Annotated in this window: 22 protein-coding genes, 1 pseudogene and 1 riboswitch; of the genes and pseudogenes, 17 read left to right on the plus strand and 6 right to left on the minus strand. The window is 33.4% G+C overall.

What is annotated here, in order from left to right; translation table 11 throughout:
* Positions 1-44 precede the first annotated feature (44 nt).
* Positions 45-905, plus strand: a complete 861-nt coding sequence (locus tag MHB70_RS08105; protein ID WP_000265664.1) for a M23 family metallopeptidase — start codon at positions 45-47, stop codon at positions 903-905.
* Positions 906-962: 57 nt separating this feature from the next.
* Here the strand turns inward: MHB70_RS08105 and MHB70_RS08110 are convergent, their stop codons facing one another.
* Positions 963-2,258 carry an Nramp family divalent metal transporter gene (locus MHB70_RS08110; protein ID WP_061530100.1) on the minus strand — a complete coding sequence of 432 codons (1,296 nt, stop codon included), beginning with the start codon at positions 2,256-2,258 and terminating at the stop codon, positions 963-965.
* A 495-nt stretch (positions 2,259-2,753) separates the two neighbouring features.
* Between MHB70_RS08110 and trhO the strand changes: the two genes are divergently transcribed.
* Positions 2,754-3,713, plus strand: a complete 960-nt coding sequence (gene trhO / locus MHB70_RS08115) for an oxygen-dependent tRNA uridine(34) hydroxylase TrhO (protein WP_000246236.1) — start codon at positions 2,754-2,756, stop codon at positions 3,711-3,713.
* A gap of 198 nt (positions 3,714-3,911) precedes the next feature.
* Here trhO and MHB70_RS08120 read toward each other — a convergent pair whose 3' ends face one another.
* The gene (locus MHB70_RS08120) at positions 3,912-5,387 is read right to left on the minus strand and encodes a hypothetical protein (protein WP_000387454.1); all 1,476 of its coding nucleotides are present in this window, start codon (positions 5,385-5,387) and stop codon (positions 3,912-3,914) included.
* Between the two features lie 174 nt (positions 5,388-5,561).
* On the opposite strand from MHB70_RS08120, the gene panE reads away from it, so the two are divergent.
* Positions 5,562-6,506 (plus strand): 2-dehydropantoate 2-reductase, encoded by a 945-nt coding sequence (panE, locus tag MHB70_RS08125; RefSeq protein ID WP_001221919.1) that lies wholly within the window; start codon positions 5,562-5,564, stop codon positions 6,504-6,506.
* A gap of 62 nt (positions 6,507-6,568) precedes the next feature.
* Here panE and MHB70_RS08130 read toward each other — a convergent pair whose 3' ends face one another.
* Complete coding sequence (locus tag MHB70_RS08130; RefSeq protein ID WP_000038255.1) at positions 6,569-6,697, minus strand: hypothetical protein; 129 nt, start codon at positions 6,695-6,697, stop codon at positions 6,569-6,571.
* A gap of 140 nt (positions 6,698-6,837) precedes the next feature.
* A riboswitch (cyclic di-AMP (ydaO/yuaA leader) is annotated at positions 6,838-6,985 on the plus strand.
* A 144-nt stretch (positions 6,986-7,129) separates the two neighbouring features.
* Between MHB70_RS08130 and MHB70_RS08135 the strand changes: the two genes are divergently transcribed.
* The 5 genes from MHB70_RS08135 (at position 7,130) to MHB70_RS08155 (ending at position 14,039) form a co-directional block, all read left to right on the plus strand.
* Positions 7,130-8,956, plus strand: coding sequence for an APC family permease (locus tag MHB70_RS08135; protein ID WP_000254863.1), 1,827 nt, complete (start codon positions 7,130-7,132; stop codon positions 8,954-8,956).
* A 601-nt stretch (positions 8,957-9,557) separates the two neighbouring features.
* Positions 9,558-10,718, plus strand: coding sequence for a non-hemolytic enterotoxin NHE subunit A (gene nheA / locus MHB70_RS08140; RefSeq protein WP_000751820.1), 1,161 nt, complete (start codon positions 9,558-9,560; stop codon positions 10,716-10,718).
* A 37-nt stretch (positions 10,719-10,755) separates the two neighbouring features.
* Positions 10,756-11,964, plus strand: a complete 1,209-nt coding sequence (gene nheB, locus MHB70_RS08145; RefSeq protein ID WP_000162968.1) for a non-hemolytic enterotoxin NHE subunit B — start codon at positions 10,756-10,758, stop codon at positions 11,962-11,964.
* A gap of 134 nt (positions 11,965-12,098) precedes the next feature.
* The gene (gene nheC, locus MHB70_RS08150; RefSeq protein WP_001244618.1) at positions 12,099-13,178 is read left to right on the plus strand and encodes a non-hemolytic enterotoxin subunit C; all 1,080 of its coding nucleotides are present in this window, start codon (positions 12,099-12,101) and stop codon (positions 13,176-13,178) included.
* 234 nt (positions 13,179-13,412) lie between these two features.
* Positions 13,413-14,039 (plus strand): LysE family translocator, encoded by a 627-nt coding sequence (locus tag MHB70_RS08155; protein WP_000432984.1) that lies wholly within the window; start codon positions 13,413-13,415, stop codon positions 14,037-14,039.
* 339 nt (positions 14,040-14,378) lie between these two features.
* On the opposite strand, the gene MHB70_RS08160 is transcribed toward MHB70_RS08155, so the two are convergent.
* On the minus strand, positions 14,379-15,044 hold the full coding sequence (locus MHB70_RS08160; RefSeq protein WP_061530099.1) for a CPBP family intramembrane glutamic endopeptidase: 666 nt from the start codon (positions 15,042-15,044) through the stop codon (positions 14,379-14,381).
* Positions 15,045-15,670: 626 nt separating this feature from the next.
* Here MHB70_RS08160 and MHB70_RS08165 point away from each other — a divergent pair.
* The 8 genes and pseudogenes from MHB70_RS08165 (at position 15,671) to MHB70_RS08200 (ending at position 22,659) form a co-directional block, all read left to right on the plus strand.
* Positions 15,671-16,261, plus strand: coding sequence for a TetR/AcrR family transcriptional regulator (locus tag MHB70_RS08165; protein ID WP_000169656.1), 591 nt, complete (start codon positions 15,671-15,673; stop codon positions 16,259-16,261).
* A gap of 369 nt (positions 16,262-16,630) precedes the next feature.
* The gene (locus MHB70_RS08170) at positions 16,631-17,578 is read left to right on the plus strand and encodes a sugar-binding transcriptional regulator (protein WP_000409788.1); all 948 of its coding nucleotides are present in this window, start codon (positions 16,631-16,633) and stop codon (positions 17,576-17,578) included.
* Between the two features lie 307 nt (positions 17,579-17,885).
* Positions 17,886-18,557 (plus strand): deoxyribose-phosphate aldolase, encoded by a 672-nt coding sequence (gene deoC / locus MHB70_RS08175; protein WP_001017434.1) that lies wholly within the window; start codon positions 17,886-17,888, stop codon positions 18,555-18,557.
* A 101-nt stretch (positions 18,558-18,658) separates the two neighbouring features.
* Positions 18,659-19,840: a NupC/NupG family nucleoside CNT transporter gene (locus MHB70_RS08180; protein ID WP_000876190.1), complete on the plus strand. Its 1,182-nt coding sequence runs from the start codon at positions 18,659-18,661 to the stop codon at positions 19,838-19,840.
* Positions 19,841-19,876: 36 nt separating this feature from the next.
* Positions 19,877-21,178 (plus strand): pyrimidine-nucleoside phosphorylase, encoded by a 1,302-nt coding sequence (locus MHB70_RS08185; protein WP_002093789.1) that lies wholly within the window; start codon positions 19,877-19,879, stop codon positions 21,176-21,178.
* Between the two features lie 33 nt (positions 21,179-21,211).
* Positions 21,212-21,607 (plus strand): cytidine deaminase, encoded by a 396-nt coding sequence (locus MHB70_RS08190; protein WP_000358537.1) that lies wholly within the window; start codon positions 21,212-21,214, stop codon positions 21,605-21,607.
* A 147-nt stretch (positions 21,608-21,754) separates the two neighbouring features.
* A complete protein-coding gene (locus MHB70_RS08195) occupies positions 21,755-22,150 on the plus strand; it encodes a DUF2871 domain-containing protein (RefSeq protein WP_000737869.1) in 396 nt (131 codons plus the stop codon).
* Between the two features lie 15 nt (positions 22,151-22,165).
* Positions 22,166-22,659: pseudogene (locus tag MHB70_RS08200) on the plus strand (CcdC family protein).
* 49 nt (positions 22,660-22,708) lie between these two features.
* Here MHB70_RS08200 and MHB70_RS08205 read toward each other — a convergent pair.
* On the minus strand, positions 22,709-22,939 hold the full coding sequence (locus tag MHB70_RS08205) for a DUF896 domain-containing protein (RefSeq protein WP_000789785.1): 231 nt from the start codon (positions 22,937-22,939) through the stop codon (positions 22,709-22,711).
* 244 nt (positions 22,940-23,183) lie between these two features.
* On the opposite strand from MHB70_RS08205, the gene MHB70_RS08210 reads away from it, so the two are divergent.
* Positions 23,184-24,098 (plus strand): hypothetical protein, encoded by a 915-nt coding sequence (locus tag MHB70_RS08210; protein ID WP_061530098.1) that lies wholly within the window; start codon positions 23,184-23,186, stop codon positions 24,096-24,098.
* A 71-nt stretch (positions 24,099-24,169) separates the two neighbouring features.
* Here the strand turns inward: MHB70_RS08210 and MHB70_RS08215 are convergent, their stop codons facing one another.
* Positions 24,170-24,877 (minus strand): alpha/beta fold hydrolase, encoded by a 708-nt coding sequence (locus MHB70_RS08215; RefSeq protein WP_061530097.1) that lies wholly within the window; start codon positions 24,875-24,877, stop codon positions 24,170-24,172.
* Between the last annotated feature and the right edge of the window lie 113 nt (positions 24,878-24,990).

Genomic DNA, 24,990 nt, shown 5'->3' on the forward strand with positions numbered 1-24,990 from the left:
ACTTCGTATCATTGAGAACAAAGATATGAGAGTAGGGATACAGCATGTGGAAGAAAAGTTTGTTAGCAATTATAGTTTCTTTTTTAATTATAAGTTGGAGTGTAGTTTATTTAGCTCATGGTATTATATCAGTCGTTGTTTGGTGGTGGATACAAGCATTTAGCGTAGTTTCGATTTTTGTTTTGATAGGATCAATAGTAATGTTTGCTTGGAAAGGCATCTTTAGAAAGCGAATAGATAGAATGCTACTTTTAATAGTTCTGTTCTCTATCATTGGAGCTTGGCCTGTCGGGTGGTTCGCTAACATTGGGAGAATTGCATACCCAGCAGATGTACAGTCTACGAGTCCTAAAATAGTCGTTCGTTTTCCTTTGAATGAGCGGGCGTTAGTAGGGTGGGGTGGTGATCGCCTAGAGAAGAATTATCATGTGATAAAACCAAATGAAAGATGGGCATATGATATTCTCATTCCACCTGCTGAAGTGAAAAGTAGTAAGTTAGAGGATTATGGAATATACGGAGTGACAGTAATGGCGCCAGCTTCTGGAACAGTTGTATCAGTTAATAATGATGAAAAAGATTTAGTTCCAGGATCAGATGATTTTCAGTCAATGGCTGGGAATCATATTTATTTACGGTTAGATGAAACAGGGACATTTTTGATTCTCGCTCACTTAAAGAAAGGGTCAATTAAAGTTAAAGAAGGACAACATGTAAACGAAGGCTTCGTTCTTGCCCAAGTTGGTAACTCTGGAAGTTCAAGTGAGCCGCATTTACACATCCATCATCAAAGAGAGAATCCATCCGAGGTGAGTATGTTTTGTACGGAAGGCTTGCCACTTTATTTTCGAACTAAAAAAGGTGCGCTGATGCCGGAAAGAGGTACATACGTAAAAGGTAATTAGAAGAGAATTATTTTACTAAAAAGGGTATTCCATTTTTGATTGGAATACCCTTTTTCATTACCCTATAAATGTTTGATACAGTAAGAAAATATTTAAAACGATAACGAGTGCAGCAATTATCCAAGCGATGAAAGTTGTTATACGGTGGTTAACGAGTGCCCCCATAATCTTTTTACTACTTGTAAACATAATAAGCGGTACTAATGCAAAGGCAATACCAAACGATAAGACAACTTGGCTCATAACGAGAGCATAAGTTGGGTTTACACCTAAAGCAATTATAACTAGAGGTGGAATCATTGTTATAAATCGGCGTAAATATAACGGAATATGCATGCGAATGAATCCTTGCATAATAATGTCACCAGACATTGTACCGACAGACGAGCTAGATAATCCCGCTGATAAAAGTCCGATTCCAAATAAAGCAGCGGATGCAGGACCGACTAAATTACTGAATTGGTTGAAAGCGACGTCAAGGTCTTCAACGTGCAAGCCGTTTTTAAAGAATAAAGCAGCTGCTACAATTAACATACTCGCATTAATGGCTCCAGCGATAACCATTGCAATAATGATATCAATGAATTCGAAACGGAAAATCTTTTTCTTTTGTTCATCATTTGTTCCGACTACACGGCGCTGTGTTAAGGCGGAATGTAAATATATTGCGTGTGGCATAACTGTCGCACCTAAAATACCAGCTGCTAAAAGAATACTATCCACGCCTTGGAATTTTGGGATAAATAGTCCTGAAAGAAGAGGGCTTAATTCCGGCTTTGCATAAAAGACCTGGACACCAAAAGCGATAACAACGATAAAAATCATCCCTGTTATGATTGCTTCTAATGGACGAAAGCCTCTGCGTTGAAATTCAAGAATAATAAACGATCCAGCTGCTGTAATTAAAGCTGCTGGTAACATTGGAATTCCGAATAACAAGTACAATCCGAGTGCTGCCCCAATAAATTCAGCTAAATCAGTTGCCATAATAACAAGTTCACCTTGAATCCATAAACCGATGGAAACAGGTCTCGGGAAATTTTCACGAGCTATCTCAGGAAGGTTGCTCCCAGTAGCAATTCCTAATTTAGCTGATAAAGTTTGAATTAATACAGCCATTAAATTAGAAGCGAGAATTACCCAAAGTAATAAATAACCATATTGTGAACCAGCAGCAATATTCGTTGCGAAATTCCCAGGATCAATATAAGCGACTGAAGCGATGAAAGCAGGCCCTAAGAATGGTAATAGTTTTTTTAAGCCTTTCGTTTGTCCGCTTAGCGCTAAATGTGCTGATTGAACAGTTGTACTTGGAGAAGGGATTTGTTCGTCTTTTGATATATCTTTATTCATAGTAGTGTTCCCCTTTGAAATCTTAACTTGATGAAATTATTGTATTTATTCTTACTCATTATTTCAATACATTTATATATATTATGTGATGATTTTATTTGAACATAAAAGTTTCCTCAATGCAAATTATATGACTTTGTGCAATTAATGGTGTGGAAATACAAAAATGTTTTGGAAGTTTATGGGCGTTGAATAAAGGAGAAGATAATAAATTAAAGGGCTATTTTTGAAATTTATGTGAACAAAAAGCCTATCATACAGCATATTAATTGATGGAAATGGATTTGTATGATATATAATATATTGGGATTGCAACATAACCATAGTGTTTTGGTGTGTAATCTTGTTTTTTATTTTTGTTAACTTATAGAAAATAGTATAAAGAGAAGAAAATGGGATGCATAAAACTTTGGATACATTTTCTTATTATATATGTTTTGATATGAACGTTAACTTATACATGATTTTAAAAATTAGATAGGTGGTAGAAATACATTGGCAACTACAAAACCATATAGAGTATTACTTTATTACATGTACACAACAATTGAAAACCCTGAAGAATTCGCTGCAGAGCATTTAGAATTTTGTAATTCACTTGAATTAAAAGGTAGAATCCTTGTAGCAAAAGAAGGTATTAACGGAACTTGTTCTGGAACTGTAGAACAAACAGAGAAATACATGGAAGCAATGAACAATGATCCACGTTTTGATGGAATCGTGTTTAAAATAGATGAAGAAGAAGGCCATGCATTCAAGAAAATGCACGTACGTCCGCGTCCAGAATTAGTTACACTTCGTCTAGAAGACGATATTAATCCAAAAGAAATAACTGGAAAATATTTAGAGCCAAAAGATTTTTATGAGGCGATGAAACAAGAAGATACAGTTATTATTGATGCACGAAATGATTATGAGTTCGATTTAGGGCATTTTAAAGGTGCAATTAAACCAGATATTGAATCATTCCGTGAATTACCAGATTGGATTAGAGAAAACAAAGAAACACTTGAGGGTAAAAAGATTTTAACTTACTGTACAGGCGGAATTCGATGTGAGAAGTTTTCTGGTTGGTTAGTTCGTGAAGGCTATGAAGATGTAAGTCAGCTTCACGGCGGAATTGTAACGTACGGAAAAGATCCAGAAGTACAAGGCGAGCTATGGGATGGACAATGTTACGTATTTGATGAGCGTATTGCTGTACCAGTAAACCAAAAAGAACATGTTATTGTTGGTAAAGACCACTTTACAGGTGAACCTTGTGAGCGCTATGTAAACTGTTCAAATCCAGAATGTAACAAGAAAATTTTATGTTCTGAAGAAAACGAAGCAAAACATTTACGTGCATGTTCTCATGAATGTCGTGTAAGCCCACGTAACCGCTACGTAATACAACATGAATTAACGGAAGAACAAGTAGCTGCTGCATTAGAGAAAATCGAAGCAGGTAAGTAAGCTGAATTCGTGTAATAAAAAAGGGTACTCCAAACTTTATTTTGGAGCCCCCTTTTTATATTGTTAGGTTCTGTCTTTTGTCGATTTTTGTCGGTAAGTCGATATATCTGAAAAATCGCCGATATATTTAAAAAATCGCTGATAAAAATTTCATTTACTGAAACGCATCATGTATTTGTAATTTAAAAAGAATCGTCTTTAATTTTTATCCTCTTTTTCTTTCACAGCAGAAAGTACAGTTTGTTTTACCCACGCTTGTCTTCTTCGATGCTGTATACCCCATTGGTATAAACTTTGTACACCTAAAATAAAGGAAATGACTATACCGCTAATTGCTATTAACAGTGCAAAAAATTCAAGAGGAGATGATATTTTGTTTGAATCTGTATTTCTTAAAAGGTCAATCATAGTAAAACCTAACATTTGGCCTACTACAGAGTAGAGCGTTAAAATTAATAATAAAAGGCTATCTTTTTTAGCGGCGACATTTTCTTGATATTTAAACAAACTATCAAGATTTTGTTTCGCGTTTGAGTATAAAATTTCAATGTTAAAAAGTTTTCTTAAGCGGAAGAAAATATCTTCACTTTGTGATTGAGATACTAATTCTAAAGAAAAATAATTGGCTGTAAACGAATTGATTGAATAAATTAATTTCTCTATTTCATTTGTATCTTGTTCAATATTTAGCTCAGCATAAGCATTCGCCATCTTTAATAAAACAACTTTATGAAATAGGTTTAATAATAAAGCGTAATAAAATTCTCCGTACATTTGACTAGCAAGTTTAGTGACTTCTTTTTCACCTTCATTTGTTATACATGTGAAAATATGTTCTTCCATAATAAAATAACGGTTAGGAGCCCATCTTTGATAAGAATGCTTTGTTAAATAATCGTGAATATAAGGAACATTATTTGCACTAATATACGGCTTACCATCGTCTGTTAATCCGGAAAGACTGGAAGCTCGATATACATCAACTACATGAAGGTCTGACTTTTTGTTAATAGATAATAAGGTTTGTACATACATTCGTTGGTCTTCAAAGAAGGGGAATGTTTGAAAGTATGAACTCCGCAACCTCTTATTCTCAAAGAAGTCTGTTAAGCCATGATATAAATCGCCGAATATAAGTTTTTCTACTTGTGAATATTTTTTCCCATCACATTCAATACAAATGGTCTCGGTTGTATCATTTCTAGTTTCAAGCACACGGAAGCGAGAAGCAAATTCGATGGCTTCTGATAATGTCATGTTTGGGGCGGTTTTGACTTCTGTTCGAATTGTTAAGAAGCCAAGCTCATAAGGACAAAGTGTTACATCAATAGAATGTATCTTGAATGGAACGGAAATAAGATTTGTTGTTAAATGTCCATTTAAATTAAGGTCTTTAGAATAGCGCTGTAGTCCCTTTTGATGTTCTGAATGAGGAAAAAGAATTTTATTCGTAAATGAAAGATAGTATGCTTCCATATTTTGATGTGAAACTTGAAACTGCCCGTAATATGTATTTTCATCTTCAAGATGATCAAGTCGAAAAGGACGGAAATTATTTTTTTGTAAGAAAGGGAACATATTTTGTTCATATCCAGTTTTAAACGAAAACGGGAATATAAATTGAAATATAGCTGTTGTTACATCTTTTTCTTCGATTGTTTGTATTGCCTCCATTTACATTGTTTCCTTTCCGTATAAGCTATAGAAACAACATGCCCAATTTTTCTTGAAAATAACCTTGTTTTTTCAATAGATTAAGAATGAAAATTCAGCTAATTTAACAAGGGACATGTATAATGTTATGTATACTAAAACTAGTATAATTGTGTGAGGAAAAGGGGATGTTGTATGCGCATTTTAGTATTAGGAGCTGGTGGCGTCGGTGGATTTTTTGGTGGCCGATTAGTAGAAAAGGGAGAAGATGTTACATTTCTCGTTCGCAGCAAAAGAAAACAACAATTAGAGGAAAAAGGACTTGTTATTCGTAGTGTGAATGGAGATTTTTCCTTTCAACCGAAATTGATAACGAAAGAAGATAGAACTTCTCCATTTGATGTGATTTTATTTTCAACAAAGGCGTATCACTTAAACGAGGCAATTCAAGATTTGAAGCCGTTTGTTGGCGAAAATACTGTAATCATTCCATTGTTAAATGGTATCGCTCATTTATCGCTATTACAAAAAGAATTCGGCGGGGAAAAAGTAATGGGCGGTTTATGCTTTATTGAGACGACGTTAAACGATCAAGGAGAAATTGTACAAACTAGTGCTGCCAACAGACTTGTATTTGGAGAAATTAAGCCTCAAGATTCAGAGAGAATAAAGCGTATTACGAAAGCATTTATAGGTACGAAAGCTAGCTTTGTTTTAAGTGAAAATATTACGCAAGATATGTGGCATAAATATTTATTTATTACTGTCATGTCAGGCGTTACAACATTAATGCGTGCACCGATAGGACCAATTCGTGAAAGTGAAGGTGGACGTGAATTTATCCGAAATTTATTTGAGGAATCTGTGCAAATTATGAGGGTATTAGGAGCTCCAGTTAAAGATAATATTGCCCAGGAACATATGAAAACGATTGATAAAATTTCTTATGATATGAAGTCCTCTATGCAGCGTGATATGGAAAAAGGTTCGTTTATTGAAGGGAAGCATTTGCAAGGATACTTACTAGATGTAGCAGAACAATTTTCTTTAGAAGCACCATTACTAGGAGTGGTATATCAAAATTTGAAGGTGTATGAAGAAATGACATTTAACAAACCCGTAATAGAATTAGATGTATGAAATAATAAAAAAGATAGCAATATATAAGTGTATTGCTATCTTTTTTATTTGCGTATGACAAATTATTTGTTTCTTTTAATTCTTTCTGTCAAGTTTATTTCCTGTTCACGTTTACCATATAACTGATTAATTTCATTTGCTACTGCATCTAAATATGAATCGGAAAAAAGCGGTTTCTTCTTTTTAGACATACGGGTCTCCTTTAAGGGTTTTTTAGTATTCATTATGTATATTTATCAGCGGATTATGCGCAATCATTTTAAATTTTTTCTTTTTAAAAATTTTTGTTTACATTTTGAAAATAAAGGAGTATTATAATCCACAGTTTCAATTTTCTAAATCGCTGAAACCGCATGGTACGGGGGACCCGTTCTTACGGATTAGTACATAATCCGATGGGGTGAATCCTTAAAAAAAGGTAGGGCTACTCATAGGCCCGAATCCGACAGCTAACCTCGTAAGCGTTATATTGAGAAGGAAGGTGGAGCTTGTGCGACAAAAAAAATAATGTCTACAAGTCTATTTCGCTATGGCTTGTAGACATTTTTTGTTTTCTGAAGAAATAGTTTGCTGGCTGTAACAAGCAGAATCGTTCGTACAAAATTATTGGAGAGTGGACAGCTGTGGTTTCATCTATTAAAAGATTTTTAATTGGAAGGCCGTTAAAATCAACTGAGTTAGGAGAGCAAAAGCTTAATAAAACGAAGGCGCTAGCCATTCTATCTTCTGACGCATTGTCATCAGTTGCATACGGACCAGAGCAAATTTTAATCGCTTTAGCAGGTCTTGGAGCGATTGCGTATTGGTATTCCATTCCGATCGCTATTGGGGTATTAGTATTATTGACAGCTCTTATTTTATCTTATCGTCAAATTATTTTTGCCTACCCACATGGCGGGGGCGCATATGTTGTATCAAAAGAAAACTTAGGGATGAATCCAGGCTTAATAGCTGGAGGGTCTTTATTAGTGGATTATATTTTAACTGTTGCAGTAAGTGTATCAGCAGGTACAGATGCGTTAACATCTGCTTTTCCTAGCTTACATGCACATAATGTAATCATTGCGATTATATTTGTTATATTTATAACCATATTAAATTTAAGAGGTGTAACAGAGTCAGCTTCCGTTTTAGCATATCCTGTTTATTTATTCGTTTTAGCACTATTTATATTAATTGGTGTAGGGATATACAATATTTTAACTGGTCACGTTTCACCGACCTTACACACGCCGATTGGAACGCCGGTTGCGGGAATTAGTTTGTTTTTACTGTTAAGAGCATTTGCATCAGGTAGTTCGGCTTTAACAGGTGTTGAAGCGATTTCAAACGCAATTCCAAACTTTAAAGATCCTGCACCAAACAATGCAGCGAAAACTTTGCTTGCGATGGGTGCATTACTTGCTGTGTTATTTTCAGGAATTGTATTTTTAGCTTATTATTACGGAATTACACCGAGTAAAGAAGTAACTGTTGTTTCCCAAATTGCTGAACAAACATTTGGACGTAATTTCATGTACTATTTCATACAAGGCACAACAGCTTTAATATTAATTCTTGCTGCTAACACAGGGTATTCTGCATTTCCATTATTAGCAGTTAACCTTGCAAAAGATAAATTCATACCGAGAATGTTTACGATTAGAGGAGACCGTCTTGGTTACTCAAACGGTATTATTATACTTGGAATTGCTTCGATTATTTTAATTGTAGCTTTCCAAGGTCAAACAGAACATTTAATTCCGCTATATGCAGTAGGTGTGTTTATTCCATTTACACTTTCTCAAACGGGTATGGTATTAAAATGGCTTCGTGAAAAACCTGAAGGATGGGCTTTAAGATTAACGGTTAATTTAATTGGTGCAGTCATTAGTTTTATCGTTATGAGCATGTTCTTTTTAACTAAATTCGCTCAAGTTTGGTCGATCCTTATTTTCTTACCTGCTATTATCTTCTTGTTCCATCGAATTAAGAAGCATTATGATGCAGTCGGTGATCAATTAAGTTTAAAAACTTGTGAGCCTCTTATTCCGATTGAGGGGAATGTAATTCTCGTTCCTGTAGCTGGTATGACTCATGTAGTAGAAAATTCATTGAACTATGCGAAGGCTCTTTCTGCAGATCAAGTTATCGCTGTATATGTTGCTTTTGACAGAGAAGAGGAAAAGAAATTTGAAGAGAAATGGAAGAAGTGGCAACCTGAAGTAAGGCTTGTTACATTGCATTCTCATTATAGAAGTATTATTCAGCCGCTAACTAAGTTCATTGATACAGTGCAATATAAAGCGAGTGAATCAAATTATCGAGTTACGGTCGTTATACCACAGTTTATTCCGAAAAAAGGCTGGCATAACATTCTTCATAATCAATCAAGTTTACTCATACGTGCGTATTTACTCTATAAGAGAAATGTTGTTATTACGACAGTTCCATATCATTTGAAAAAGTAAGAAGATTTTTTAAGGATAGTTTCACGAAAGTGAAGCTATCCTTTTTGTGTATACGCTATGCATTATTGCATATTTAACTAAAAATTATATTAATATAATTTTATCCGTTGTGAGTAAGTAGTGTTTTCTGTTGTGATATATGGATATTTTAATCGGGAAAGTGAAACGAATTTTATTTTGGGATAAGGACATGAGAGCTTGAAAATAAAGGGAATGAAAATACTTCTTTACGTTATATAAATAGCTGTGTTTAAATGACCTTACAGTACAAAACTTACTTGAAAACAAAACGAAATTTCATACTTTTATACGTGGATTAGTTTAAAATGAATAATATTTTTATGTAATATATTCACTGTATGAATGTGAAAATTGCAATAGAATAGAAATTTTATACAAATCTATTCATACTAAGCACATATGAAAAGGTATGAAATGTTTTATAACAATAAGTAAGTACTGTAGAAAAAAGTTAGGAGAGATGGTTCGTACACGAATCACGGTGAGAATGTTCTCTATTTTAACCATCTCAAATTAATTGCAAGAAAATAGAATAATAAAATGCGATAGTAATAGTTGCTAATACATAGGAGGAGTTAAAGTGAAAAAGACTTTAATTACAGGGTTATTGGTTACAGCAGTATCTACGAGTTGCTTCATTCCTGTAAGCGCTTACGCTAAGGAGGGGCAAACAGAAGTGAAAGCAGTATATGCACAAAATGTAATTGCTCCAAATACATTATCCAATTCAATTAGAATGTTAGGATCACAGTCACCGCTTATACAAGCATACGGATTAGTTATTTTACAACAGCCAGACATTAAGGTGAATGCGATGAGTAGTTTGACGAATCATCAAAAGTTTGCAAAGGCAAATGTAAGAGAGTGGATCGATGAATATAATCCGAAGTTAATCGATTTAAATCAAGAGATGATGAGATATAGTACTAGATTTAATAGTTATTATAGTAAGCTCTATGAACTAGCAGGAAACGTAAATGAAGATGAACAAGCAAAAGCAGATTTTACAAATGCATATGGAAAATTACAACTGCAAGTACAAAGCATCCAAGAGAGTATGGAGCAAGATTTATTAGAGTTAAATCGATTTAAAACAGTATTAGACAAAGATAGCAATAACTTATCGATTAAAGCTGATGAAGCAATAAAAACACTGCAAGGATCAAATGGGGATATTGTGAAATTAAGAGAAGATATTAAAAGAATTCAAGGGGAAATTCAAGCTGAACTAACTACTATTTTGAATAGACCGCAAGAAATCATTAAAGGTTCTATTAATATCGGTAAACAAGTATTTACAATTACAAATCAAACTGCACAAACGAAAACAATCGACTTTGTTTCTATCGGTACTTTAAGTAATGAAATTGTAAATGCTGCAGATAGTCAAACGAGGGAAGCAGCTCTTCGTATTCAACAAAAGCAAAAAGAGCTATTACCACTTATTCAAAAGTTATCACAGACTGAATCAGAGGCGACTCAAATTACATTCGTTGAAGATCAAGTAAGTAGCTTTACAGAACTAATTGATCGCCAAATCGCAACTTTAGAAACGTTATTAGCGGATTGGAAAGTTTTCAATAATAATATGATCCAAATTCAAACAAATATTGAAGAAGGCACGTATACAGACAGTAGTTTACTTCAAAAACATTTCAATCAACTTAAAAAAGTAAGTGATGAAATGAATAAGCAAACAAATCAATTTGAAGATTATGTTACAAACGTTGAAGTACATTAAACAGAAAAATAATTAGCGATATAGGGAGAGAAGAAAAATGACAAAAAAACCTTATAAAGTAATGGCTCTATCAGCACTTATGGCAGTATTTGCAGCAGGGAATATTATGCCGGCCCATACGTATGCAGCTGAAAGTACAGTGAAACAAGCTCCAGTTCATGCTGTAGCAAAAGCTTATAATGACTATGAGGAATACTCATTAGGACCAGAAGGCCTAAAAGATGCAATGGAAAGAACAGGTTCAAACGCTTTAGTAATGGATCTGTACGCTTTAACAATTATTAAACAAGGTAATGTTAACTTTGGTAATGTATCGTCTGTTGATGCGGCTTTAAAAGGGAAAGTGATTCAGCACCAAGATACAGCTAGAGGAAATGCGAAGCAATGGTTAGATGTATTAAAGCCACAGCTTATTTCAACGAATCAAAATATCATTAATTACAATACGAAATTCCAAAACTATTATGATACTTTAGTTGCTGCGGTAGATGCAAAAGATAAAGCGACTCTTACGAAAGGCTTAACTAGATTATCAAGTAGTATTAATGAAAATAAAGCACAAGTAGATCAATTAGTAGAAGACTTGAAGAAATTCCGCAATAAAATGACGTCAGATACGCAAAACTTCAAGGGAGATGCAAATCAAATTACATCTATCTTAGCTAGTCAAGACGCTGGAATTCCGCTATTGCAAAATCAAATTACAACGTACAATGAAGCAATTAGTAAATATAATGCAATTATTATCGGTTCATCAGTTGCTACAGCGTTAGGACCAATTGCAATTATCGGTGGTGCAGTAGTTATTGCAACTGGTGCAGGAACGCCGCTAGGAGTCGCGTTAATTGCAGGTGGTGCGGCAGCTGTAGGTGGTGGTACAGCTGGTATTGTTTTAGCGAAGAAAGAGCTTGATAATGCACAAGCAGAAATTCAAAAGATAACAGGACAAGTTACAACTGCGCAATTAGAAGTAGCAGGATTAACGAACATTAAAACACAAACAGAGTATTTAACAAATACAATTGATACTGCAATTACAGCGTTACAAAATATTTCAAACCAATGGTACACAATGGGATCAAAATACAATTCTTTACTTCAAAATGTAGATTCAATTAGTCCAAACGATCTTGTTTTCATTAAAGAAGATTTAAACATTGCGAAAGATAGCTGGAAAAACATTAAGGACTATGCAGAAAAGATTTATGCTGAGGATATTAAAGTAGTAGATACGAAAAAAGCATAATAGTAATTGAACTGTTACAGCATTACGTACAGATAAATGATTTTTAAATAATAGAGAGCTCCTGTTCAGTAGTGAGCAGGAGCTTTTTTTACCTCTAACGTTTCATATCCTCATAAAAAGAATAGGTGATAATTATGCGTAATAAATTCTATAAAAAATGTCTTTTAACGATAATGATTGCTGGATTCGCAACAAGTAACGCGTTTCCTTTACATCCTTTTGCAGCGGAACAAAACGTAAAAACATTGCAAGAAAATGCGAAAAATTATTCTCTTGGACCAGCAGGTTTCCAAGATGTAATGGCGCAAACGACATCGAGCATATTTGCAATGGATTCATATGCAAAATTAATTCAAAATCAGCAAGAGACTGATTTGAGTAAAATAAGTTCAATTAATAGTGAGTTGAAAGGAAATATGGTTCAGCACCAAAGAGATGCAAAAATTAATGCAGCGTATTGGTTAAATAATATGAAGCCTCAAATTATGAAAACGGATCAAAATATTATTAATTACAATAATACTTTTCAAGCGTACTATAATAGCATGCTAGTAGCGATTGATCAAAAGGATAGCGGTAAATTAAAAGCGGATTTAGAAAAGTTGTATGCGGACATTTTAAAAAATCAAAATGAAGTAGATATTTTATTAGGGAATTTAAAAGCATTTCGCGATAGAATGGCGAAAGATACAAACAGTTTTAAAGAAGATACAAATCAATTAACTTCGATTTTGGCGAGTACGAATGCTGGTATTCCAGCATTAGAGCAACAAATAAATACATATAATGATTCGATTAAAAAGAGTAATGATATGGTTATTGCTGGTGGTGTACTTTGCGTAGCGTTAATAACATGTCTTGCTGGCGGACCGATGATTGCGATTGCGAAAAAAGATATCGCAAATGCAGAAAGAGAAATAGCCAATTTAAAAGATAGAATTTCTGGCGCACAAGCAGAAGTCGCAATTTTGACAGATGTGAAAAATAAAACAACAAATATGACAGAAACAATTGATGCAGCAATTACAGCACTACAAAACATATCAAATCAATGGTATACAGTAGGTGCAAAATATAATAATTTACTACAAAACGTAAAAGGAATTAGTCCGGAAGAGTTTACGTTTATAAAAGAAGATTTATATACAGCGAAAGATAGCTGGAAAGATGTAAAAGATTATACAGAAAAATTACATGAAGGTGTGGCGAAATAAACAGTGGACTAGTTCTGCTGTTTATTTTTTTATCCTGTTTTTTGTGAGAGTTGAACTTGTCGTTTGATATATAAGTTTGCCATGTGTTTTATCAATATGGCTTTGGGATAATGTTTAGCCAAATTGATACTAATAACCCAGATAAACTTCTGATCAAGCCTTTTATATGTAATGTTTTAATGAAAAAAGCTATACTGTAAGCAAAACTAAAAATTAGAAAGGAAATCTTAGAACATGGAAAATTATTTATTATTTATCCTTACAGCAATGCTAATCATAATTATGCCTGGTCCTGGTTTTGCCTTAGTTACAAAAAATACTATCTCGCATGGTAAAAATGGTGGGATAAAGACCGTCTTAGGAACGATATCTGGAATGATGATTCATACAATAATGGCTACGCTAGGACTCTCTGCCATCCTAATGAAATTTGCTATGTTATTTACATTTATAAAATATGCTGGGGCTTTTTATTTAATGTACTTAGCTGTGAAGTCAATTAAAAGTGCTTTTTCTAGAAAAGAAGATATGTCAGGTTCAGTAGAAATGGACTATAAAGATATTGGAGCAATTAAAAGTTTTAGACAAGGATTTACTACGGCAATTTTAAACCCAAAAACTGCTGTATTTTTCCTAAGTTTTTTACCCCAATTTATTGTGAGCAATCAAAGTCATTTCTTCCAATTTCTTTTGTTAGGACTCACATTTACGACTTTGACAGCAATATGGTATTTGCTTTATATCACGCTAATACGTCAATTAAGAACTTTTTTAAGAAAAGAAAAAGTGAACCGTACAATAGAGGGTATTACTGGCACAGTATTATTAGTATTTGGAGTTAGGTTATTTTTCCAAAAATAAATATGTAAATGAAATGAGAAATAAACAATGACGGTAATTTCTCGTTTCATTTATTCTAAAGCTACCATTTTATAATTGATTTCACACCTTCATACCAATTTTCTTATCTCAGGATATTTGCTTTTCTTAGTTTAATTGTGATGTGGGTCCCCTATATAAAAAAAACCACAGTTTACATCCAAACTGTGGTTTTTTGACGTGCAAGGAATTACACAAATCATTAGTCACTATCTAAATTGCACTCCCCATTTATTAATATCTATTTCTATTTTTTAACTCTGCAACAGAAACAAGTCTAGTTTAGAATGAAAGTAATGCCATTGTTTAACATATGTCTCACTATGACATGTACATTTGAATGAAAGCAATAGAATTATTTAATACATGTATCGCCATAACATATGCAATGGATCTGTTAGAAATAAGATAAGCCGCAGTAAGAATTACCGATCCAGGTAAATAAATAGCAATATCCGAAAGCTGGTTCGTATGAAGTACTGTAAAAATTATAATTGAAATGATAGATGCAATAGCAGTACCAACATAATGCGAAAAACGATTTAATAATATATAGCGAAACATAATTTCTTCAATTACTGGACCCATAATTCCAAATAGGAGAAATGTGAATATAATAGGAATCTCTGCCCCTTGTGTAAGGACCTGTTCTTGGTTCTCTGGCTGACCTGTATTTAGAAAATGCATAATAGAATTTTCCACAATTACCATAAATAAAACCACTATAGGAATACTTACTATTTTCAAAATTTTCTTCTCTTTAAAATAAGTAAAACTTTGAATAATTTCTTTCCTAAAGAACATTACTCCTAGAATAGTAGGTATAGTCAAGCTCATGGCACCAAGAGCAAATTCTGATTCAACTAAATTGACATTAGTTAAAAGTGATATGCCAAATAATATGAACAAGCCAATTTGAAATAGTGTAAACATTGGATAAACTAGTAGCATAATAAGTTCTTTTTGATTCATTTTAATAAAGTTCACCTTATTACCTCCATAATTAAATTACTTAGAATCTTTGATTTTTCTTTCTGCATAAGGTTCTCCTTCTAATTTATACAAGATTCCGAACCGAACCGTTCGGTTCGGAATCTAATGATACTATAAGTTTCTAGTTTTTTAAACCCTTTTTACAAATTATTAACAAAATCAAAATAGTAAAAACCGAGTATATTTATATATCGGTTGTTTATTTACAATCAAATTACAGCAATCATTAATGATTACCCTTTTATAGAATGAAATGAAAGTGGGAGTAGCTCATCCCTTTAGCTAAACATATTAATAAAAATTATATATAATAGTTATATGTCTAAACATTAAAATTAACTATATATTTTTACTTCTTCTATGGTTTTAAATAGAATTAGTTGTATAATATGACTGAATTAACCGATTGTTCACATTGTTATTAACAGAAAATTCATTCGAATGTTATAGATAACATAATTTAATGAACCTCAAACTGTATTGTTTTAGGTTCCTATAAGATAGGGATTGATAAGATATTTTTGCTTCAAACTTATTTATACTTACAATAAAAATTCAAAAAAATCATAGTAAAAATCACCTTGAATATTAAGTTCGTTTTATTAGGAGGACCACAAAGCATGACTAAAGTTGATAAGGTAAAAGAAAAGATTATTGAAACATCTTTATATTTATTTAATACTAATGGAATAACTTATACATCCATTCAGGATATAATGACAGCTACTGAACTATCTAAAGGAGCTATTTATCGTAGATTCAAAAATAAAGAAGAAATTGTCCTTGCTGCCTACGACAAAAGTGGTGAGATTATGTGGAACCATTTTCATAAAGCGATGGAAAATAAAAAGACAGCAATCGATAAAATCCTTGCAATATTCCTTGTATATCAAGATGCAGCTAATAACCCCCCTATTGCTGGAGGCTGTCCATTACTTAATAGCGCAATTGAAAGTACTGGAGTATTTCCAGAATTACAAAAAGCAGCAGCAAAAGGTTATGATGATACAGTAATGTTAATGGCCTCTCTCATAAAGGAAGGAATAGAGAAACAAGAATTTAAAGAAGATTTAGATATTATATCGCTCGCTTCTTTTCTTGCATCTTCAATGGAGGGAGCTATTATGGCAAGTCGAGTATCTAACGATAATATACACCATCATTATTTTATTGAACAAATAAAACATCATCTTTTCTCTTATTCTAAATAAGTGAGAACTTGCATTGTTTCCATCCAATTTTTATAGACTTAAATTGAATGAATACCCCTCATAAACAGTATCTTCAGTTTATGAGGGGTATTTGAATAGTTTTTAGACGATGTTTCATGTTTCTTATTGAACGGCTTTGTTATCGTTACTACAGAAAAAGAAAAAAGAATGAATTACATATAAATCGATTTATATGTTTCAAGTGTATCTATATTGAGTTTGTAAATCTACACAAAAAGGTTTCATTGTATATACTAAGTGAAGTAGAAGTTCAGTTAGTAAAAATTCGGTAGTCGAATTTTTTTGCATAAAGCTGTATAATGCTTGTAACGAAAGGGAAATACAGGAAAGGGTTTGTAATAAGTTATTATGGAAAAAGATAAACAACAATTAAGCGTTGAAGTTGCAAGATTATATTATCAATCCGATTATAGTCAGCAAGAAATTGCTAACAAATTAAATATTTCAAGACCGACGATTTCTAGATTATTAAAGTACGCGAAAGAAAAAGGATTTGTTCAAATTAGTATAGCCGATCCATTTGCTGATTTAGATAACGTTGGGAATTTATTGAAAGAAAAGTACAACTTGTTAGAGGCGCATGTAGTATTTTCTCCAGTGCCAGAATATGCAACGATTACTGAGTATATTAGTAAATATGCGGCTGAGTACATGGAAAAGACAGTGAAAAACGGTGATATCGTCGGTGTAAGCTGGGGAATGACGATGTATGAAATCGCTAGGAAAATCGTACCACAACATGTGAAAGGTGTAGAAGTTGTCCAGCTAAAAGGTGGTATTAGTCATTCGAGTGTAAATACATATGCGAATGAGACCATTGCTTTATTTGCAGAGGCTTTTCAAACGACACCAAGAAATTTACCGCTCCCAGTTATATTTGATAATGCGGTGACAAAAGAATTAGTAGAGCAGGATCGACATATTCATCACATTATTGAAATGGGGAAACAAGCAAATATTGCAGTTTTCACTGTCGGAACAGTGCGTGATGAAGCGTTATTATTCCGATTAGGATATTTAGATAAGGATGAAACGAACATTCTGAAAAAACAAGCTGTCGGTGACATTTGTTCACGTTTCTTTGACGGAGACGGAAATATTAGTAGTGAAGAAATTAATAAGCGTACCATTGGAATTGAGTTAGAGGAACTTAAATTAAAGAAACGTTCTATTTTAGTTGCAGGTGGTAATAGAAAAATACAAGCAATTGATGGTGCGTTACGTGGCGGGTATGCAAATGTATTAATTATTGATCAGCATACAGCAAAAGAACTGTTACATTATCAAAAAGGTTAGAAATAAAAGGCTTTCTCAAGATGTTAATTTTGAGAAAGCCTTTTATTTTGTTATGTATGAATTATGGGAGTGTTTTTTGAATACAAATTGCCTTTTTAAAAATAATTATGGATATTGAGATACATACTACCATTGTTAATATAAAAGTTTTGATTTTAAATGTGAATTGTTTCTTAGTTAGAATGCGCTTTATTTACTACAAGAAAATTCCTTTTAAAAAAGAATGAACAAAATTTCAAAAGTGTATTTACATTTGTTCAACTAAGAGTTAGAATGAAGTTGTTAAAAGATATGAGGAGTGATAATAATGAATATTGCAAAGTTAATTGACCATACAATTTTAAAAGCTAATTCTACAAAAGAAGATGTTATGAAAGTAATCGAGGAAGCAAAGGAATATAAATTCGCTTCTGTTTGTATTAATCCTACATGGGTAAAGCTAGCTGCTGAAGAATTAGCTGGACATGATGTAGACGTTTGTACTGTAATCGGTTTCCCATTAGGAGCAAGCACTACTGAAACAAAAGCATTCGAAACAAAAGATGCTATCGCAAAAGGTGCAACTGAAGTTGATATGGTAATCAACGTAGGTGCTTTAAAAGATGGCGACAATGAGTTCGTTGAAAAAGATATTTATGAAGTAGTACAAGCAGCAAAAGGAAAAGCTCTTGTAAAAGTAATCATTGAAACTTGCCTTCTAACAGACGAAGAAAAAGTTCGTGCTTGTGAATTATCAGTAAAAGCTGGCGCTGATTTCGTAAAAACTTCAACTGGATTCTCAACTGGCGGAGCAACTGCTGAAGATATCGCATTAATGCGTAAAACGGTAGGACCAAACGTTGGTGTAAAAGCATCTGGCGGAGTTCGTACACGTGAAGATGCAGATAAAATGGTAGCTGCTGGAGCTTCTCGTGTTGGAGCAAGCGCTAGTGTTGCAATCGTATTAAACGATGCAAAAGGTGCTACAGATAACTACTAATTAATAAAGTGTGAAAAGCGATAGATACACAAAGTATAGTGTATCTATTGCTTTAACAATTGAAAAGAATGTAAGCGGATACGAATGGGAGGAGACGGCTTATGAAATACTTAATCGGTGTTTTTGGCCTCGTATTGATTTTAGGTATCGCTTGGCTTGCTAGTAATGATAGAAAGAAAGTCAAATATCGTCCAATCATAACGATGGTTATATTACAATTCATTTTGGGGTTTTTACTATTAAATACAAGTGTAGGGAATATATTAATTAGCGGAATAGCAGATGGTTTTGGGGAATTATTAAAATATGCCGCTGATGGTGTGAATTTCGTATTTGGTGGATTAGTAAATCAAAAAGAGTTTTCATTCTTTTTAAGTGTATTAATGCCAATCGTATTTATATCAGCTTTAATAGGTATTTTGCAACATATTAAAGTATTACCTATTATTGTGAAATCTATCGGTCTAGCATTAAGTAAAGTAAATGGAATGGGTAAACTAGAATCATATAACGCGGTAGCTTCTGCGATTTTAGGACAGTCTGAAGTGTTTATTTCAGTTAAGAAACAACTAGGATTATTGCCAGAGAAAAGAATGTACACATTATGTGCATCTGCAATGTCTACAGTTTCTATGTCTATCGTTGGATCATACATGGTGTTATTAAAACCGCAATATGTTGTAACCGCTTTAGTGCTTAACTTATTCGGTGGCTTTATCATTGCTTCTATCATTAACCCGTATGAAGTTACTGAAGAAGAAGATATGTTAGAAGTGCAAGAAGAAGAGAAGAAGACTTTCTTTGAAGTATTAGGGGAATACATTATCGATGGATTTAAAGTTGCGATTACAGTAGCAGCTATGTTAGTTGGTTTCGTTGCTCTTATCGCATTCATTAATGCAGTATTTAAAGGTGTAATCGGTATTTCATTCCAAGAAATTCTTGGTTATGTATTTGCACCATTTGCATTTATTATGGGTGTTCCATGGCATGAAGCAGTTAATGCCGGTAATATTATGGCAACAAAACTTGTATCGAATGAATTTGTCGCTATGACAGATTTAGCGCAAGGGAACTTTAATTTCTCAGACAGAACGACAGCGATTATATCTGTATTCTTAGTTTCATTTGCAAACTTCTCTTCAATTGGAATTATTGCAGGGGCAGTTAAGAGCTTAAATGAAAAGCAGGGGAATGTAGTCGCAAGATTTGGTTTGAAATTACTTTTCGGTGCAACGCTAGTAAGTTTCTTATCAGCAACAATCGTTGGCTTATTATTTTAATAGATTCATATCATATAAAAAGGAATGGTGATTGTAATGAGAATGGTAGATATTATTGCAAAAAAACGTGACGGCAAAGAATTAACGACTGAAGAAATCAAATTCTTTATTAATGGATATACAGACGGAAGTATTCCTGATTATCAAGTGAGTGCACTTGCAATGGCAATCTTCTTTAAAGATATGACAGATCGTGAACGTGCAGATTTAACGATGGCAATGGTGGAGTCTGGAGAAACGATCGACTTATCAGCAATTGAAGGCATTAAAGTAGATAAGCATTCAACTGGCGGTGTTGGTGATACAACTACATTAGTATTAGGACCATTAGTTGCTGCTTTAGATGTACCAGTAGCAAAAATGTCAGGTCGTGGTTTAGGACATACGGGCGGAACAATTGACAAATTAGAAGCAGTGGAAGGATTCCACGTTGAAATTACGAAAGAGCAGTTCATTGATATTGTAAACCGTGACAAAGTAGCTGTTATCGGACAAACAGGAAACTTAACACCTGCTGATAAAAAGATTTATGCATTACGTGATGTAACAGGAACAGTAAATTCAATTCCTCTAATCGCAAGTTCAATTATGAGTAAAAAAATTGCAGCTGGTGCTGACGCAATCGTACTTGATGTAAAAACCGGTGCAGGTGCATTTATGAAAACGGAAGAAGATGCAAAAGAATTAGCACATGCAATGGTACGCATCGGAAATAATGTAGGACGTCAAACAATGGCTGTTATTTCAGATATGTCACAACCTCTTGGCTTTGCGATTGGTAATGCCCTAGAAGTGAAAGAAGCAATTGATACGTTAAAAGGTGAAGGGCCAGAAGATTTAACAGAATTAGTACTTGTATTAGGAAGTCAAATGGTCGTACTTGCGAAAAAAGCAAATACGTTAGAAGAAGCTCGTGAAATGTTAATTGAAGTTATGAAAAACGGAAAAGCAACTGAGAAATTTAAAGAGTTCTTAAGCAATCAAGGTGGAGATAGCTCAATTGTAGACAATCCAGAAAAAATGCCACAAGCGAAGTATATAATTGATGTACCTGCTAAAACTTCAGGCGTGATTTCAAACATTGTTGCAGATGAAATCGGTATCGCTGCAATGTTACTTGGTGCAGGCCGTGCAACGAAAGAAGATGAAATCGATTTAGCTGTAGGTTTAATGTTACGTAAAAAAGTTGGCGATGCAGTAAAAGAAGGCGAGCCATTCGTAACGATCTACGCAAATCGTGAAAATGTAGAAGATGTAAAAGCAAAAATTTATGAAAATATTTCTATCGCTGAAACAGCAGTGGCTCCTAAATTAGTTCATACTGTTATTACTGACTAATCAACATTACATTTACTTTGAGGAGGAAATAATATGGATAAGAAAAAATATATTGAAGAAGCAAATAAGATGTTATCGAAAGCGTATATTCCGTATTCAAAATTTCCGGTTGGTGCTGCATTAGTTACAAAAGAAGGTAAAATCTATACTGGTTGTAATATAGAAAATGCTTCTTACGGTTTATGTAACTGTGCAGAAAGAACAGCAATATTCAAAGCAGTATCAGAAGGGGAGCGCGACTTTAGTTACTTAGTCATTACAGGAGAAACTGACGGACCTATTTCACCATGTGGTGCTTGTAGACAAGTGATTGCTGAATTTTGTGATCCGAAAATGCGAGTTTTACTAACGAATGTAAAAGGTGACGAAAAAGAAGTGACTGTTGAGCAGTTACTGCCTGGTGCTTTCACAATTGATGATTTAAAATAAGTTGAAAAGCCATTCCGCAATTAATAATTGTGGAATGGCTTTTTTGTTCTTTAAAAATAGAATGTAATATTTTGTTCATATTCCGTTCATAAACTTTGCGTAAAATGATTGCAGCGAATATGGAAAGTTTACAGCAGGAGGAATAGAATGAAGAAATTATATAATGCAGCATTCATTTACTTAATTATTGGTTTATTATCAGGAGTATTTGCGCGAGAGTATACGAAAGCACAAGGAATTAAAGGTTCCACTATGTTGCAATTAGTACATACACACGTACTAGTGCTTGGATTCATATTCTTTTTAGTCGCTGTTGCTTTAGTTAAAGTATTTCAAATACAAGAAACAAAAAGTTTTCATGCCTGGTTTGTTGTATATAATACAGGATTAATTATTACTATCGTAACAATGGTATGTAGAGGTCTTCTACAAGTAAATGGAACTGACTTTAACGGTTTAAGCCATATGGCTGGATTAGGTCATGTTATTATAAGTATCGGTTTCGTTTGGTTTATGATTTTACTCAAAAAGTCTATTAAATAGATAGGAGTGGAGAGTATGAGTGTAGCACTTTTATCAAGTATCGTAGCAGTTTGTATGGCCGTTGGTGTTATGTTTCTTCGCTTTAAGTCAGCGAAAAAGCCGGTTACGAAAAAGAAAATTATTTTGCCGCCAATTTTTATGAGTACTGGCGCCATGATGTTCTTCTTACCGGAATTCCGATTAACATCGTTAGAAATAGTAGAGGCAATTATCGCAGGACTTATTTTCTCTATATTTCTTATTAAAACAACTAAGTTCGAAGTAAGAGGCGAACATATATATATGAAACCGTCAAAAGCATTTATATTTATTTTAATTGGTTTATTAGCTGTACGAGTCGCATTAAAATCATATTTAAGCCAAACACTTGATTTGGCGCAATTAAGCGGGATGTTTTTCTTACTCGCATTTGCGATGATTGTGTCGTGGAGAATTGCGATGTATCGCTCGTATGTTACATTGCAAAAACAACAATATTAAGTAGAAAAAGAGCTGGAATTTCATTATGAAAAGTCCAGCTCTTTTATGTTTTATACAATTGTTTCTTTAGCTTTAATTTCATTTGCTTAATTTCAAACGAATTTGAGCATCTTGTAATGCAACTGGTGTAACATTAAAACCATTTGAATCGACAATTTTTGTGTTTAATAAAATGGAATCTAAACTTCCACGAAATGTTTTTGTATAGTTTTGACGTAACATTTGTTGTTCTTGTTTTTCATCAACTGTTAATCCAGATGTTTTTTCTTTTTTTGATAATTCGTTAATACGGAATAAAATGTTTTTCATTTGTTTTCACCTCAAGTTAGATTTAATTACATTAGTTACTTACTAATGTATAGTTATTTTAACCTATCTTTCAATGATTGTCAACGCCTATAAAAATCCTTTTTTTGTAAGTGTAATGGGTGATGAAAAATGGAAAAATTACGAATACTTGAAATGGAAAAGATATTAATATACAATACCTTAGTAGGGTATATTGAATTTTGTTTTACATTGTGAGAGTAGTAAGTAAAGGGAGTATGTAATAATGAATGCAGTAATTTCAAAAAAAGAAACAATCATCTCATATACGATTGCTATTTTCTTTATTTTAGCTATGGTTACAGCGGGTGTGTTATTAAATGATCCGGAAGTCATTTTGCCGGAAATAGCAGCGATGGCAATTGCTTTATGGACGTATCGTGAGCCAGGTTGGTTAAGGCAGCCAGAAAAAATCTTTATTGCACCGTCAATAACAGCTGGTATTGGTTTTATCGTGAATCAAATGGATTTAGTTTATATAGCAAAAGTAAGCGTAACACTTATATTCATGATGCTGTTTTTACGTATTATACAATCAAATTTAGCACCATCTATTGCGACAGGTTTATTACCTTTAGTGACAAATGCGACTGAATGGTCATTTGTTATCTCAGTCTTCGTTTTAACATTTATTTTAATGCTTGGTGTCCTTGTTTTTAAATTGAATAGCGGTATTGAGAGAAAAGTTAACATCCAATATAAATATATGGCTGTATTTCTAATACTAAATTTCATTTGGATAAGTATATGCTGGATCACTGGTCATGAACAATTAGCGGTTATTCCGCCAATATTAGTTGTTGTGTATGAATCACTTCAAAAACCGATGTACAATGAAAAAATGGTATGTAAACAAATAGTAGTATTAACTACATCTGCAACTGTTGGAACTTTATTGTACTTTGCAATCGACTCATGGATTATAGTCACTTTATTAAATATGATTTTAATGCTTATTTTATTAAAAATAGTTGGTGTACGTATTCCAGCAGCATATGCATTTCCATTACTGCCGCTCGTATTTCCAGATGAAATGATAAAGACGTTACCAGTAGGTTCATTTGTTGCGGGGGTATTCTTATTTGGTGCAGTATTACTGTATAAAAAGTGGGAGATGAAGCAAAAGGGAATGCAAATGTAGAGAAGAACATACAATCCTTAGTTAGCATAATAAATAGACACCCGCGGGTGTCTATTTTCATTAAATGAAATTTAGCTTAACGCATGTAAACAATTCACAAGTTCTGTTGCTTTTGAAAAGAAGGGAGAATGATCAGCTTCTAAAGTAATAATCTTCGAGCATGGAGTTTCTGTATTCATTCGGCGCTGAAAATCAATTGGAATCGCTCTATCTAGAGTTGTTTCAATATAAATGCGATCTACAGTTCCGAAGTTTTCTTCAGAAATTTTTAGCTGTTGTTGAAATGGTCCTAGTGGCTGAGGACGCATTTTTTTGGAAGATGCTTCTTTAATCTCTTCATTTTCGGTAGCATTTAAAAATGTTTTTTCAATTTGATTAGGTATAAGTTCAGCTGTCATGTCGTTCTCATTTATTGAAAATTGTGGACCAGCTTCACCATCTAATTTACTGCCAAGGCTTTCTCCGTTTTGTGGTAAGAATGCACAAAGATATACTAATTTATCGATTTTATTCGGTATAAGTTCAGCGGTTTGGGTGATCACAATTCCACCCATACTATGTCCAACAACAATAACTTTTTCAGTTTGTTGATTTATAGTAGCTGTTACTGCATCAACATAGGAATCTAACGTTATATTTTGTGAAGGAGTTGTATCTTTCCCGCTTCCAGGTAAGTCTAGTGTAATAACAGTGTGACCTAAAGCCTCTAGTTGAGGTTTTACTAATTCCCATGCCCATTCACCTTGCCATGCTCCATGTACTAAAACGTAAGTACTCATTTAATCAACACTCCTCTAATGTTTATATGCTTTATTTTTTTGTAAAATTGATAGTGTATACTTAGTGTATAGGAAGTAGTTTGATAAATATAATGAAGGTTATTTATAGATGA

It is taken from the genome of Bacillus sp. FSL M7-1020 (assembly GCF_038050415.1).
GTDB lineage: Bacteria > Bacillota > Bacilli > Bacillales > Bacillaceae_G > Bacillus_A > Bacillus_A toyonensis.